At 71.4% G+C, this 14,628-nt stretch carries 12 protein-coding genes and 2 pseudogenes; 12 read left to right on the top strand and 2 right to left on the bottom strand.

All coding sequences use genetic code 11. The annotated features are described in order from the left end of the window. The first annotated feature begins 61 nt into the window (after positions 1-61). The 5 genes and pseudogenes from M6B22_RS02430 to M6B22_RS02415 all read left to right on the top strand — a co-directional run bounded on the left by M6B22_RS02430 (position 62) and on the right by M6B22_RS02415 (position 5,104). Complete coding sequence (locus tag M6B22_RS02430) at positions 62-1,039, top strand: Acg family FMN-binding oxidoreductase (protein ID WP_269444183.1); 978 nt, start codon at positions 62-64, stop codon at positions 1,037-1,039. After that, a complete protein-coding gene (locus M6B22_RS02425; RefSeq protein ID WP_269444182.1) occupies positions 1,036-3,714 on the top strand; it encodes a bifunctional acetate--CoA ligase family protein/GNAT family N-acetyltransferase in 2,679 nt (892 codons plus the stop codon). Before M6B22_RS02430 ends, M6B22_RS02425 begins: the two co-directional genes overlap by 4 nt. Beyond that, positions 3,711-4,169 (top strand): annotated as a pseudogene (locus tag M6B22_RS22065) (MBL fold metallo-hydrolase); the annotation flags it as partial. The gene M6B22_RS02425 and the pseudogene M6B22_RS22065, both read left to right, overlap by 4 nt. A 389-nt stretch (positions 4,170-4,558) precedes the next feature. Beyond that, positions 4,559-4,789 (top strand): annotated as a pseudogene (locus M6B22_RS22060) (MBL fold metallo-hydrolase); the annotation flags it as partial. A 78-nt stretch (positions 4,790-4,867) separates the two neighbouring features. Beyond that, positions 4,868-5,104, top strand: a complete 237-nt coding sequence (locus M6B22_RS02415; protein ID WP_269444180.1) for an MBL fold metallo-hydrolase RNA specificity domain-containing protein — start codon at positions 4,868-4,870, stop codon at positions 5,102-5,104. A 758-nt stretch (positions 5,105-5,862) separates the two neighbouring features. On the opposite strand, the gene M6B22_RS02410 is transcribed toward M6B22_RS02415, so the two are convergent. Together M6B22_RS02410 and M6B22_RS02405 are read right to left on the bottom strand one after the other, a co-directional pair. Beyond that, positions 5,863-6,903 carry a zinc-dependent alcohol dehydrogenase family protein gene (locus tag M6B22_RS02410; protein WP_269444179.1) on the bottom strand — a complete coding sequence of 347 codons (1,041 nt, stop codon included), beginning with the start codon at positions 6,901-6,903 and terminating at the stop codon, positions 5,863-5,865. Continuing rightward, positions 6,900-7,736, bottom strand: coding sequence for a universal stress protein (locus M6B22_RS02405; RefSeq protein WP_269444178.1), 837 nt, complete (start codon positions 7,734-7,736; stop codon positions 6,900-6,902). The genes M6B22_RS02410 and M6B22_RS02405 overlap by 4 nt, the downstream gene beginning before the upstream one ends. A 247-nt stretch (positions 7,737-7,983) precedes the next feature. Here M6B22_RS02405 and M6B22_RS02400 point away from each other — a divergent pair, with 247 nt between their 5' ends. The 7 genes from M6B22_RS02400 to M6B22_RS02370 all read left to right on the top strand — a co-directional run bounded on the left by M6B22_RS02400 (position 7,984) and on the right by M6B22_RS02370 (position 14,627). Next, positions 7,984-8,967, top strand: coding sequence for an Acg family FMN-binding oxidoreductase (locus tag M6B22_RS02400; RefSeq protein ID WP_269444177.1), 984 nt, complete (start codon positions 7,984-7,986; stop codon positions 8,965-8,967). Continuing rightward, positions 8,960-10,750, top strand: coding sequence for a sensor histidine kinase (locus M6B22_RS02395; RefSeq protein WP_269444176.1), 1,791 nt, complete (start codon positions 8,960-8,962; stop codon positions 10,748-10,750). The genes M6B22_RS02400 and M6B22_RS02395 overlap by 8 nt, the downstream gene beginning before the upstream one ends. Then, positions 10,747-11,388 carry a response regulator gene (locus M6B22_RS02390; RefSeq protein WP_269444175.1) on the top strand — a complete coding sequence of 214 codons (642 nt, stop codon included), beginning with the start codon at positions 10,747-10,749 and terminating at the stop codon, positions 11,386-11,388. The genes M6B22_RS02395 and M6B22_RS02390 overlap by 4 nt, the downstream gene beginning before the upstream one ends. A 125-nt stretch (positions 11,389-11,513) precedes the next feature. Then, entirely contained in the window at positions 11,514-12,092 is a 579-nt protein-coding gene (locus M6B22_RS02385) for a hypothetical protein (protein ID WP_269444174.1), read from the top strand. 179 nt (positions 12,093-12,271) lie between these two features. Continuing rightward, positions 12,272-13,306 (top strand): ATP-grasp domain-containing protein, encoded by a 1,035-nt coding sequence (locus tag M6B22_RS02380; RefSeq protein WP_269444173.1) that lies wholly within the window; start codon positions 12,272-12,274, stop codon positions 13,304-13,306. A gap of 71 nt (positions 13,307-13,377) precedes the next feature. Then, positions 13,378-13,953: a TerD family protein gene (locus tag M6B22_RS02375; protein WP_269444172.1), complete on the top strand. Its 576-nt coding sequence runs from the start codon at positions 13,378-13,380 to the stop codon at positions 13,951-13,953. A 95-nt stretch (positions 13,954-14,048) separates the two neighbouring features. Next, positions 14,049-14,627: a TerD family protein gene (locus tag M6B22_RS02370; protein ID WP_269444171.1), complete on the top strand. Its 579-nt coding sequence runs from the start codon at positions 14,049-14,051 to the stop codon at positions 14,625-14,627. Position 14,628 lies beyond the last annotated feature (1 nt).

Raw genomic sequence — 14,628 nt, 5'->3', positions numbered from 1 at the left:
GGCACCCTCGGCGGGACCATCGAATCTGCCCGCGCCACCGCCGTTCCGGTGTGCTGGACGCATGGTCACCACGACGTCGAGGATCACCCTGCTGCGGCGCGCAGTTTCGGCCGCGACGCTCGCTCCATCGGTGCACAACACCCAGCCCTGGCGCTTCGCGATCTCGGCGGACTCCCTGGAGATCAGGGCGGACCGCTCGCGGCAGCTGGGGGTGCTGGACCCGACAGGACGGCAGATGTTCCTGAGCCTGGGCTGCGCCGTTCTCAACGCGCGCGTCTCGCTCGCCACCTCCGGCGCGGGCTGCGCGGTGCGCCGGTTCCCCGATCCTGCCCGCCCGGACGTGGTCGCCGTCGTGCAGCTCCGTCCGGACCTGCCGGCCGACCCAGAGCTGGCGCGGCTGGACCACGCGATGCGCAACCGGCAGACGAACCGCCGGCACTTCACAGACGTCGCGGTGCCGCCGGAGCTGCTGGACGAGCTCATCGCCGTCGCGGCGGCCGAGGGCGCCGTCGCCCACCCGGTGCACGGCGCCGAGGACCGGGCCGCCGTCGCCCGGCTGAGCCAGCGCGCCGATTCCGCGCAGATCACCGACGCCGCCTACCGCGCCGAGCTGCGGCGCTGGACCACGTCCGACCCGAGCCGGCTGGACGGGGTCCGGGCGATGGTCGTGCCGCACGTCGACGGCACGTCCGGCGATGACGTCCCGATCCGCGACTTCGACACCTCGGGCACCGGTTGGCTGCCCGCGCAGACCCATTCGAGCCTGGACCAGTGCCTGATCCTGCTCGGCACGAGGGCGGAGAACCCGGCAGCGTGGTTGCGCGCCGGCGAGGCGCTCGAGCACGTCTGGCTGGTGCTCACCGACGCCGGCTACTCGGCCAGCCTGTTCACCCAGCCCATCGAGGTCGGGGCGGTGCGCGAGGAACTGCGCACGACGCTGCGTCTCGAGGTGCATCCACATCTGCTCATGCGAGTCGGACGCGCCGACGTCGCCCCATCGACCCACCGCAGGCCGGTGGAGGAGGTACTCGATTCATGACAACGGCTTATGCGGACGGTGTCGACGCGGTACGCGCCGACGGCGCGCTGGTGCACATCCGGACGGCGATGCCCGAGGATCTCGAAGGGCTCACCGAGCTGCACGATCGCGCTTCGGACCGCTCGCTCTACCTGCGCTTCTTCAGCGCCGGCCGCGAGTGCGCCCAGCGGTACCTGCCGTCGCTCGTCCGGCCCGCCGACGGCGATCACCACACCTTGCTGGCGCTCATGGGCGACCGGGTCGTCGGCGTTGCCGAGTTCGAGCGGGTCTCGCCCGAGGACGCCGAGGTCGCGTTGCTGATCGACGACGAGCAGCAGCGGGAGGGAATCGGGACGCTGCTGATCGAGCACCTCGCCGAGGCGGCCAGGGACGCCGGCTACCGCTGCTTCGTCGCCGAGACGCTGGCCGAGAACCTCACCGTGCTGCGGCTGTTCACCGACCTCGGGCTGCCGATCGAGCACAAGTTCGAGGACGGCTCGGTGCAGGTCCGGATCCAGCTGCAGATCGGGCCCGGAGCGATCGCGGCGTCCGACCGGCGCGAGGCGGTAGCCGACGCGGCGAGCCTCGCCCCGATCCTGGCGCCGCACTCGGTCGCGGTGATCGGCGCGAGCGCCCGGCCGGGAAGCATCGGACACCAGGTGCTGCGCAACATCGTCGACTGCGGCTACACCGGGCTCGTCTACGCGGTGAACCCGCACTGCGACTCGATCCTGGGTGTGCAGTCGGTGGCCTCGCCTGCCGACCTACCGGTCGCCCCGGACCTTGCGGTCATCGCGGTGCCGGCCGCGAGCGTCCTCGGGGTGGTGCGTGCCTGTGGCGCCCGCGGGACCCGGGGCGTGGTGCTGTTGACGTCCGGGTTCGGCGAGCTGGGGGAGGCGGGCCGAGCGCAGGAGCGCGAGATCGTGCGCGCCGCGCGGCACTACGGCATGCGGCTCATCGGCCCGAACTGCCTGGGCGTGCTCAACACCGATCCGGCTGTCCGGCTCAACGCGACCTTCGCGGCGCTGCCGATGCAGGACGGCGGCGTGGCGCTCGCCTCGCAGTCCGGCGCCCTCGGCATCGCCGTTGCCGCGGTCGCCGCGCGCTCCGGCGTCGGCATCGCCCAGTTCGTGTCGATGGGCAACAAGGTCGACGTCAGCAGCAACGACCTGCTGATGAGCTGGGAACGGGACCGGCGGGTGAAGGTCATCGCGCTGTACCTGGAGTCGTTCGGCAACCCGCGCAAGTTCGCCCGGATCGCGCGCCGCATCGCCGCGACCAAGCCGATCATCGCGATCAAGGGCGGCCGCACCCCGGCCGGTGAGCTGGCCGGCCGCTCGCACACCGCGGCGGCGGCGAGTTCGGATGTCGTCGTCGACGCGCTGTTCACCGATGCCGGCGTGCTGCGGGTGGACACCATCGAGGAGCTGCTGGACGCCGCACGCGTGCTCGGCAGCCAGCCGGTGCCCAGCGGCACTCGGGTGGCGATCGTCGGTAACTCCGGCGGGCCGCAGATCCTGGCCGCGGACGCCGCAGCGGGTGCCGGGCTGGACGTCGTCACGCTGTCCGACGAGACGATCGCGCGGCTGCTGGAGGTGGCACCCCGGGCGGCCTCGCACCACAACCCGGTCGATCTCAGTGCGGCGGCCGATGCCGGCCAGGTGGGGCGCGCCGTTCAGGTGCTGCTCGAGGCGCCCGAGGTCGACGCCGTCCTCACCGTGTTCACCGAGACCGCGGTGGGCGATCCCGTCGCGGTGCTGGCCCGGATCGCGCAGGTTGCGCTCGGCAGCACGAAGCCGGTGGTCGCGACGCAGGTCGGCGGAGCTGTGGGTGTGACGCCCGCGCGCGACGACTCCGCGCCCGTCCCGGTGTTCGCCTTCCCGGAGCCGGCGGCGAGGGCGATCGCAGTGGCGGCACGCTACGGGCAGATCCGCGCCGCGATACCCGCCCCGGCCGTCCCGCTCGGCGGCGTCGACCGGGCCGCCGCGCGCGAACTCGTGGCGGCGGCTCGCGACGACGGCACGGACTGGCTGGACGCCGACCAGACCGCGCGGTTGCTGATCCACTACGGCATCACCGTCTGCCCGCAGCGCGTCGTCGGCGACGCGGACGCCGCGGCGGCGGCAGCGATCGAGCTCGGCTATCCGCTGGTGGTCAAGGCTGCCGGCGGCGGGCTGCACAAGAGCGAGCTCGGTGCGGTGCGCGTCGGGATAGCCGACGAGCGGGAGCTGCGCACGAACGTCGCCGAGATCGCCGCGGCGGTCCCCGGCACCGACATCCTGCTGCAGCCGATGCTCGCCCCCGGCACCGAGCTCATCGTCGGTGCCCTGCAGGACCAGCGCTTCGGTCCGGTCGTCATGATCGGGGCCGGTGGTGTCCTGAGCGACCTGTTGGCCGATCGGCAGTTCGCCCTCGCGCCGCTGGACGAGGCGGCCGCCGCGCGGCTGGTCGGACGGCTGCGGACCGCCCCGCTGCTGGACGGCTACCGCGGCCGGCCGGTGGTGCCCCGGGCAGCTGTTGCCGACGTGATCGCGCGCATCGCGCAGCTCGTCGACGACGTCCCGGAGATCGCCGAGCTGGACCTGAACCCGATCATCTGCCACGGCAGCACGCTGACCGTGGTCGACGCTCGGATCCGGGTCGCGCCCGCACCGCGGGTTCCCGATCCGGTCCTGCGTCAGATGGCCGACCGGTGAGTGGTGCCGACCGGCCCGCGCTCACCTTCCTCGGCGGCGTGGGGACGGTCACCGGCAGCAAGCACCTGCTGGACACCGGACGCTCCCGGGTGCTGCTCGACTGCGGCCTGTTTCAGGGGCTCTCGTCGCTGCGGCGACGCAACTGGGCGGCGCCACCGGTCGACTGGCACACCGTCGACGCGGTGGTGATCACTCACGCGCACCTGGACCACTGCGGGTACCTGCCGGTGCTCGCCAAGCACGGCTGGTCCGGACCGGTTTTCGTCACGGACGGGACCGCGCGGCTGGCCGAGATCGTGCTGGCAGACAGCGCCCACCTGCAGGAAGAGGACGCCCGCTTCGCGGACGCGGGCGGCTGGAGCAAGCACCGGCCCGCGCTGCCGCTGTACGACGCGCGCGATGCCTCGCGCGCGTGCGACCTGTTCACGCCGGTGCGGCACGGCGACGCGGTGCCGATCACGGACGACGTCACCCTGACGTTCGGGCGCGCCGGACACATCCTGGGCTCGTCCTGGGCCCAGCTCACCGTCTCGGCACGGCCCGGACCGCGCAGCGTCGTGATCAGCGGTGACCTCGGGCGCGACGGCCACCCGCTGTTGAGTGCCCCGCAACAGCGCCCGGACAGCGACGTGCTGCTGATCGAGTCGACGTACGGCGATCGGCTGCGCAGCGACGTGGACACGCTGCAGGCCCTCGCCGACTGCATCACGCGCACCGCCGAGCGGGGCGGCAGCATCCTGGTTCCCGCCTTCGCGGTCGACCGCACCGAGGTGCTGCTGGCGGCACTGAAGTCGCTGCGCGAGTCCGGCGGGATCCCCGACCTCCCGTGGTGGTCGACAGCCCGATGGCCCTGGCCTGCCTGCGGGTCTACCGCGAGGCGATCAGCGCCGGTTGGCCGGAGATCCGGCCGGATCTGTCGCTCGACGTGTTGTCCACCGAACACGTGTTGGAGGCGCACACCGCGCAGGAGTCGATGCGCTGGAACGATCCGCGGATGCCGTCGATCGTCATCTCGGCGTCCGGGATGGCCACCGGTGGACGGGTGCTGCACCATCTCAAGCACATGCTGCCCGACCGCCGGCACACCGTCGCGGTCGTCGGCTTCGCTGCCGCAGGCACGAGGGCACGCCAGCTCGCCGACGGTGCCCCGCACGTGAAGATCCACGGCGAGTACGTGCCGGTTCGCGCCGAGGTGGTCGTCCTCGACGGGTTCAGCGCGCACGCCGACAGCACCGAACTGCTCGCCTGGGCCGGCGGTGCTCCGGCACCGCGCACCGGTTACGTGGTCCACGGCGAGCAGCACTCGTCCGAGGCGCTCGCTGCCCGGCTGCACGCCGAACTCGGCTGGACCGCGGTCGTGCCGCGAGAAGGGGAACGCGTGTTGATCTGACGTCCGGCCGGCACGGAAGGGGGCGGCCGGACGGGGCGTGGGGACGGACCGCGGCGGTCTGTCCCCACGCGCATGTCCGGTGTGCTGTCGTTCTCGTTGTTGTGGACGTCTGGTTCCGCGGCGCCGATCGACTGTCGCGCGACAGGTAGCCGTCGCCCGCTTCGGCTGCGTTGTTCGACGGCTCGGCGGGTGCGGCCGGGGAACCTTCAGGGTGCCGTCGCGGCGCCATGTGCCGGTGTGGTCGGAGGCGAGGTTCAGCGCCAGGCTGGCCGGCATGGGTCCGTAGCCGGTCAACTCTGCGGGTTCGCCTGTGCGGCGAACTGATAGAGCGCGGCGTCCAGGGCGAATCCTCCACCGACTTGGCCGTGACCCCGCGCTCGTCCGTGTGCGTCCTGAACGACAATCTCGAGGTCGGGCCGGTCGCCGCGATCGTGCGTCCGACGCCGTAGCGCCGGGCCACTGGTTGTCGCCCGACGCACGTGTCGATCGGCGTGGCAGCGCGGTGCCGGCGGGGGCCGCTGGCGCTTGCTTCTCGTGGCGCGCATGGCACCGCGGCACGGGCTGAGGCATTGTTCAGGGCAGACCCGACTCGCTCGCGCTCGAATCAGCCGGCCGGCGCCGTAGACATCTGTAGTGCGAACCTGGAGACACCCATACTCGGCGCCCCGCCCCGCCCGCCGCAGCCTGACCTGCCGAACAAGGAGCCGACAGCGGTGGGGCGGACCGCTCGGTCCGCCCCACCGTCGGTGCCCACGCGATCAGGTCCGGAACAGCGCGACCTTGAGCGCTCCGGTGTCCGCGGCATCGGCGAACACGTCGTAGGCGTCCATCATCTCGTCCAACCCGAACCGGTGTGTCACGAACTTGCTGGTGTCGAGTTGCCCGGCCGCCAGCATGGTGAGCAGCCGCGGCGTCGAGTACGCGTCGACCAGCCCCGTCGTGATCGTGACGTTGCGGATCCACAGCGACTCCAGGTGCAGCGTCGCCGGCTTGCCGTGCACGCCGATGTTCGCCACCCGGCCGCCGGGCCGCACGAGTTCGGTCGACAGCTCGAAGGTCTCGGGCACCCCTACCGCCTCGATCACGGTGTCAGCGCCGAGGCCGTCGCCGATCCCCCGAAGCGTCGCAACCGGGTCGTCGTCGACCAGGATCGCCTGCGTGGCACCGAACTCCAGCGCCGCGTCCAGCCGCGTCTTCGCCTTGTCCACGGCGATGATGCGGGACGGGCTGAACAGCCGTGCCGTCGTGATCGCGGCCAGCCCGATCGGGCCGGCACCCACGACGACGACGGTGTCGCCGGGACTGACCTTGCCGTTGAGCACGCCGACCTCGTACGAGGTGGGCAGGATGTCCGCGAGCAGCAGCGCCGACTCGTCCGTGACGTTCGCCGGCAACGGGTAGAGCGAGGTGTCCGCGAACGGCGCCCGCACGTACTGCGCCTGCGTTCCGTCGACCAGGTGACCGAGGATCCAGCCGCCACCGTTACGGCATTGGCCGTAGACGCCGACCCGGCAGTACGCGCACCGCCCGCACGGGGAGATGCACGAGACGAGCACGCGGTCACCCGCCCGCACCGACTGCACGCCGGCGCCGACGCTCTCGACGGTGCCGACGGCCTCGTGGCCGAGGATCCGGCCGGCCGTCGTCTCGGGCACATCGCCCTTGAGGATGTGCAGATCGGTGCCGCAGATCGTCACGGCGTCGATCCGGACGATGGCGTCGCCCGGGTCCTGCAGTTGCGGATCCGGGACGTCGGTCCAGGCGTGCCGCCCGGGCCCGTTGTAGACGAGTGCCTTCATAGCAGTGCTCCTTCCGGTTGAGTGTCGGCGCGATCGGTGACCGCGCGGCTGAGCTCGTCCCGCACTTCGGTGGGACGCGCGAGGGGAACCAGCACCACCGGACACGCGGCGGTATCGAGCAGTTGCCGGTACCGGGGCTCCTGGGTGATGGCCGAGCGGCGGGCGCGGCGGCCGATGACGAGCAGATCCCGCGGCCGGCAGAAGCGCGTCAGCTCGGCCGTCGGCTGGCCGGTCAGCAACTGCGTGCCGGGCGGCTCGATGCCTGCCGGCGCCGTGCCGTCCGGCGTGACGTGCACCGCCGTCAGCGGAACGCGGATCGAGGCGGCAGTGAGTTCGGCGTAGCGGAGCAACTCGACGTCCTCGGGCTGCGCGCCCACCGCGACGACGACGCGTTCGGGCGGCCACATCGCGCCGGCCGGGACGACGGCGAGCGGGCACGGGGTGCGCGCGGCCAACCTGGTGGGCGTCGAGCCCAGCAGCACCGTGCGCGCGCGGTTCTGCCCGCTCCGGCCGACGACGAGCAGACCGGCACGCCGGGACAGGTCGGCGAGCTGCCGCCAGGGGGTGCCGAGCAGTATCTCGCTGCGAACAGGGAGCGCCGGCTCGGCGAGCGCGGCGATCTCGCGTGCCGCGTCCACCAGCGGGCGTACGGCCGCGCGCAGTTCGGCGCGCACGGCGCTCGACTGCGCCAGCACGCTGTCACAGGCGTCGCTGGAGTGCACGATGGCAAGCAGGTCCCGGTTGGATTCGGCAAGATGGGCGGCCCATCGCACCGCGGCGGCACTGCCGGCCGAACCGTCGACTCCGACGACGACTTCGCTGTTGGGACGCACGATGTCCTCCGAGGTGGCGCGGGATCAGCACCCTCGACAGTTCTCCGGGTCTGTGGTCCCGGACACCGTCCTGCGTCCCGAAGCGGCGATGACGTTCGTCCCTTCGTCCGGCTGCAGGAGCGGCGTGCGAGCGGGCCGAATGACCTTGGCGGGCAACGGACGGGACCAAAGTCCCTGCGAGCGGCCGGACGGCGCTGGCATGGTGGAAGAGCCGCCTCACGAGAATCCGGACGAATCTATGTCGAGCATGACCGCGACCAAGCTGACCCACGCGCTGCGCCGGGCGGCTGTGCGGGCGACCCTTGCCCCCTCAGTGCACAACACGCAGCCCTGGCGGTTGCGGCTGGGCGCGGACACGATCGAGATCCGGGTCGAGGAGCAGCGCCGGCTGCGGGTGCTCGATCCGTTCGGCCGCCAGCAGATGATCAGCTGCGGTTGCGCCCTGTTCAACGCCCGGGTCTCGCTCGCGGCGGCCGGCCTGGACGTCGAGGTGGAGCGCTTCCCCGATCCCGCCGAGCCGGACCTGATCGCGCGGCTGCGCATCCTGGGCACGACCGAGGCGTGGGACCCGATCTCCGACCTGGACGTCGCGATCGACAAGCGCCGCACGAACCGCCGCCGGTTCGACCAGACACCGGTGCCCGTCCCCGTCGTGCAGGCCCTGGTCGCGGCTGCGGCCGCGGAGGGGACACAGGCGTTCCCGATCGAGCGGCTGGAGCATCGCCGGACCATCGCCCGGTTGAGTCAGCTCGCCGACCGGATCGAGAACGCCGACCCCGCCTACCGCGCCGAGTTGCGCGCCTGGACCAGCGACAACCCCACCCGGCTCGACGGCGTGCCGGCGGCCGCCGTCCCGCACGTGACCGGGCACTCGGGCGACGAGGTGCCGATCCGCGACTTCGACACGCACGGATCGGGCTGGTTGCCGACCGAGACCCACTCGAGCGCGAGCCAGTGCCTGATCCTGCTCGGCACCGACGCCGACAACGCGGCCAGCTGGCTGCGCGGCGGCGAGGGCCTGGAACGAGTGCTGCTGGAGATCACCCGGCGTGGTTACGCGGTCAGCCCGTTCACCCAGGTGATCGAGGTGGCCCGAACCCACGAGATGCTGCGCATCGAGCTCGGCTTGCGGATGCACCCGCACATCCTGCTGCGGGTGGGCAGAGCGCCCGAGACGCCGGCGGTGCGGCGGCGGCGCCTGGTGGAGGTGCTGAGCGAGTCGGATGCCTGATCGTGGCGCGCCCGACGCGCAACCAATAGCGTTGATGCCTATGGCAGACGACGAGCCGCCGCGCGGCCGTCACGAGGTCGCCGGGCCCTCGGACGGCCCGAAACTGCGCCTGGACGAACTGCTCGCCCAGCTGGTTGCGCGCGCCGAGGAGGTGATCGCGGCCCAGGACCGGCTCGGCGGGCTGTTGAACGCCAACCGGATGATCATCGGCGACCTGGCCCTGCCCGTCGTGCTGCGGCGCATCGTCGAGGCGGCCTGCCAACTGGTCAACGCGCGCTACGGAGCGTTGGGGGTGCTGTCGCCCGCGGGCGGCCTGGCCGAGTTCATCAACGTCGGCATCGACGAAGACCTGGCGCGTGCGATCGGGCACCTGCCCGAGGGCAAGGGGCTGCTCGGCGCGCTCATCGACGATCCGCAGCCGATCCGGTTGCGCACGATCGCCGACGATCCGCGCTCGGTCGGCTTCCCGCCCAACCACCCGCCGATGAGCTCCTTCCTGGGCGTGCCGATCCGGGTACGCAACGAGATCTTCGGCAACATCTACCTCACCGAGCGGATCGACGGCGAGTTCACCCTCGAGGACGAGGAGCTGGTCACCGCACTCGCTGCCACCGCCGGTGTCGCGATCGAGAACGCGCGGCTCTACGGCGAGGCGCGCCGCCGGCAGGACTGGCTGGAGGCGTCCGCGCAGATCACCCGCCAGTTGCTGTCGGTCATCGGCGAGGACCCGCTCCACCTGATTGCGCGCCGTGCGCGTGAAGTCGCCGACGCCGACCTGGTCAGCGTCGTCCTGACGACACCGGACGGCGAACGGCTGATGGTCGAGGTCGCCTCCGGGACGGGCGCGGACTCGCTCGTCGGCATGACGTACGACCGGGAGAACACGCTCGCCGCGATCGCGTTCGACACCGGCCAGCCGATCCTCGTCGCCGATGTACAGGCCGACCCCGAGCGGTACGTGCACCTCATCGCGGCGGCACCGGTCGGGCCCGTCATCGTGCTGCCGTTGCTTGCCTCGCAGGGGGTGCGCGGCGCCCTCGTGGTGGGCCGGCTGCGCGGCCGGGCCCGCTTCGACGAGGCCGACCTGGACATGGCGACAAGCTTCGCCAACCACGCTGCCCTCGCCCTCGAACTGGCCGACGCCCGCGACACCCGTCAGCGGATGGTGCTGCTGGAGGATCGGGAGCGCATCGCCCGTGACCTGCACGACCACGTGATCCAGCGGCTCTTCGCCACCGGGCTGACCATCCAGAGCCTGGCCGCGGGGGCGCCTTCGGAGCAGGACGCCGGCCGGCTCAGCGCCGCGGTCGGCGACATCGACGAGACCATCCGGCAGATTCGCACCAGTATCTTCCAATTGCGCGGCAGCCTGGTACCGAACTCCGGAGGGGTCCGCGCGCGGATTCTCGAGATCGCCGAGGACCTGAAGAACATGCTCGGCTTCGATCCGGTGCTGCATTTCGACGGTCCGGTCGACTCCACCGTGCCGGACAACGTGATCAGCGAACTGCTCGCGGTGGCGCGGGAGTCGCTGACCAACGTGGCGAGGCACGCGGACGCCTCGAACGTCACCGTCACCGTCACCGCCGGTGCCGACCTGACGCTGGAGGTCGTCGACAACGGCGTCGGCCTCGGCGAGAGCACGCGGCGCAGCGGGCTGGCCAACATGAAACTGCGTGCCGAACGACTGCACGGAACGATGAGCGTCACCGACGCGACGCAGCCGGAGAGCGATACCGGCCGTAGGGGAACGAAACTGCAATGGAAGGTGCCGCTGCCATGACCGAATCGATTCGCGTATTCCTGCTCGACGATCACGAGGTCGTCCGGCGTGGTATCGGCGACCTGTTGCAGGCCGAGGGTGACATCACGGTTGTCGGCGAGGCGGGTAGCTACGCCGAGGCGATGGCGCGCATCCCCGCGGTGCGACCGGACGTCGCGATCCTCGACGCCCGGCTGCCCGACGGCAGCGGCATCGACGTGTGTCGCGACATCCGCTCGGCGATGCCGGACGTCCGCTGCCTGATCCTCACCTCGTACGACGACGACGACGCGATCTTCGCGGCGGTGATGGCCGGCGCGTCCGGCTACCTGCTGAAGGAGATCCGGGGCTCCTCGCTGGTCGACGCGGTGCGCCAGATCGCCGGGGGCAGGTCGCTGCTGGACCCGAACGTCACCGAGCGGCTGCTCGCCCGCATCCGCAAGGGCGCGCCGGTCGACGAGCGGCTGGCCTCGCTCACCGAGCGCGAGCGCGAGATCCTCGACCTGATCGCCGAGGGCCTGACCAACCGGCAGATCGGTGAGCGGCTGTTCCTGGCCGAGAAGACGGTGAAGAACTACGTTTCCGGGCTGCTCGCCAAGCTCGGCATGCAGCGCCGCACCCAGGCCGCCGTCTACGGCGCGGACCTGCGGCACCCGTGAGCTGAGCGCGGGACCTTTACTGCGTTCGCACGGGACGTTCGGCCCCGGCGCCGACCCCCTCCTTCCATCGATGATTCATCTGACGCCCGAACGAGGCGATCAGGACATCGATCAAGGAGACAGACATGCAACGGCGCAGATTCGACAAGGTCGTAAGTTGGGTCGGCGTGACCCTGGCAGCGCTGCTGCTGGTTGCCGGCTCCCTGCTCACCTGGGCACACAACTTCGTCGGCAACGAGGTTCACGACCAGCTGTCCTCGCAGAAGATCTACTTCCCGACGACCGCCGACCCGGAGCTGAAGCAGCCCGAGTTCGCTGCCGTTCGCCAGTACGCCGGTCAGCAGTTGACGACTGGTGCGCAGGCCGAGGTGTACGCCGACCACTTCATCGCCAACCACCTCAAGGCGATCGGCGGCGGGCAGACCTACGCGCAGTTGAGCGCGCAGGCGCAGAAGAGCCCTAACGACACTGCCCTCGCGGGCAAGGTGGCCACGATGTTCAAGGGCGAGACGCTGCGCGGCCTGCTCCTGAACGCCTACGCATTCGGCACCATGGGCACCATCGCCGGCATCGCCGCGATCGTTGCCTTCGGCGGCGCGGGAATACTGCTGGTGCTCTCCGCGCTCGGGCTGTGGCACAGCCACCGCGTGCGTGAGGACAAGAAGGTCTTCGACGGCAGCCACGAGGCACTGCCGATCAGCTGACCAACCCACGAAGCGAAGGCCCGGGCCGCTCGGCCCGGGCCTTCGCGCGTTGTCGCCATCGTGCGCGCGATGCAGCCTGGGCGGCCACAAGCCCGGCCGCGCACCGACTGAGGCGGTAGATTGACGCGTCCGCCGATGCCCGTCCCCGCTCGCCCGAGCCCACGCCGAAAGTCATCGCGTTGCTGCGCATCTGGTTCAACCGCACCTATGCGACGAACAGCCACGTGATCGCGATGCTGCGCGCCAATCCCGGCGGCCGCGCGGTGCACGTGATCGGCACCCATCCCGACCCGGATTCGCCGGTGCTGGCGGCCTGTGACCAGTGGGCGATCGAGCCGGAACTCGCGGCAGGTGAGTACGTGGGCTGGGCGCTGCAGTTCGCCCGCGAGCACGGCGTCGATCTGCTGATCCCGCGGCTGCACATGGCCGAACTCGCCGAAGCACGCGCCGAGTTCGCCGCGGCGGGCACCCGGCTGCTGTGCGCGGACGCGCCGGCCGTCCGGCTGTTCGCGGACAAGGTGGCCGCCTACCGGGCGGCGGCCGGCGACGGGCTGCCCGTGCCGCCGTATCGGGTCGTGCGCGACTCGGCCGGGTTGCGCGCCGCGCACGCCGAGTTCGCGAAGATCGCCGACTGGGTGTGCATGAAGCCGACGAGCGGCGTGGGCGGCAACGGCTACCGGCGGCTCACCACGGCGCCGCCGTCGCTGGCCGACTTCGCCGGCGAGGTCAGCTCGCGGGTCCAGCTCGAGGACGTGTGCCGCGCCCTCGACACGGCCGAAGCCGACGCCAACCCGTGCCACGAGCTGATGGTGATGCCGTACCTGGACGGGCCGGAGATCAGCGTCGACGTCGCGGCCACCGCCGAGGGTGAGCCGCTGGCAGCGATCGGTCGCGGCCGCTCGCGGCGCCGGCGGCTGATCGTCGACGACGTCCCCGCCCGCGAGATCGCGCAGCAGTTGACCCGCACGCACCGGGTCAGCTACCTGTCCAACACCCAGGTGCGCTACTGGCAGGGGCCGGACGACCCTGCGCCGCGTGCATACCTGCTCGAGCTGAACACCCGGATCTCCGGCGGGCTGTTCCAGACCGCGCTCGCCGGGGTGAACCTGCCCTGGGCCGCGGTCCGGCTCGCCCTCGGCGAGGACGTCGAGCCGTTGCGTCCACGGTTCGGCGCCGGGTTCACCACCGTGGCGGCGCTCGTCGCGCTGCCGTGAGAGTCCTGTGCGGGCCCGGTACTCGATAGAGTCGGGACGCACACACTCATTCCTCGACTCTGGAGAAGCGCGTGAGCATCAGTCTCGTCAAGGGCGGCAACATCTCGCTGACCAAGGAGGCGCCCGGCCTGCAGGCCGTGGTGGTCGGCCTGGGGTGGGACGCGCGCACGACCGACGGGCAGCAGTTCGACCTGGACGCCAGCGCGATCGTCTGCAACGCCGCCGGCACCGCGCTCTCGCCCGGGCACTTCGTCTTCTTCAACAACCTGACCAGCCCGGACGGCGCCGTGCGGCACACCGGTGACAACCTGACCGGCGAGGGGGCCGGCGACGACGAGCAGGTCCAGGTGAACCTGGCCGGCCTGCCCGCCGAGGCGGACAAGGTGGTGTTCCCCGTCTCGATCTACGACGCGGACACCGCCGGGCAGAGCTTCGGCCAGGTGCGCAACGCCTTCATCCGGGTGATGAACGCCGCGGACAGCACCGAGCTGGCCCGCTACGACCTGTCCGAGGACGCCTCCACCGAGACCGCGATGATCTTCGGCGAGTTGTACCGCAACGGGGCGGACTGGAAGTTCCGCGCGGTGGGGCAGGGCTACAGCTCGGGTCTGGCCGGCATCGCGCGCGACTTCGGGCTGAACGTCTGAGAGCGCTGCCGCGACTCGGCGATTCCTCCGGCCCGGTGGGCTAGGGTCGATGGTCCACGCTCCACAGCCAGGAACTCGTAACGCAGGAGGAAGCCATGGGCGTCAGCCTCAGCAAGGGCGGAAACGTTTCGCTGACCAAGGAGGCCCCTGGCCTGACCGCGGTCCTGGTCGGCCTCGGATGGGATGCGCGCACCACGTCCGGCCAGGACTTCGATCTGGACGCGAGCGCGCTGATGATCGGGACTTCGGGAAAGATCCTCTCCGACTCGCACTTCGTCTTCTTCAACAACCTGACCAGCCCGGACGGGTCGGTCGAGCACACCGGCGACAACCTGACCGGTGAGGGCGAGGGCGACGACGAGGTCATCAAGGTGAACCTGGCGGCGGTCCCCGCCGAGTGTGACAAGCTCGTGTTCACGGTGTCGATCTATGACGCCGAGGCGCGCGGTCAGTCCTTCGGTCAGGTGCGCAACGCCTACATCCGCATCGTCAACCAGGCCGGCGGCGCCGAGATCGCGCGCTACGACCTGTCCGAGGACGCGTCCACCGAGACCGCGATGCTGTTCGGCGAGGTGTACCGCAACGGCGCCGAGTGGAAGTTCCGCGCGGTCGGCCAGGGCTACACCAGTGGCCTGTCCGGCATCGCGCGCGACTTCGGCGTCAACGTCGGCTGAC

This window comes from Jatrophihabitans cynanchi (genome assembly GCF_027247405.1).
Classification (GTDB): Bacteria; Actinomycetota; Actinomycetes; order Mycobacteriales; family Jatrophihabitantaceae; genus Jatrophihabitans_B; species Jatrophihabitans_B cynanchi.
This window is presented reverse-complemented; position numbering and strand designations above follow the sequence as displayed.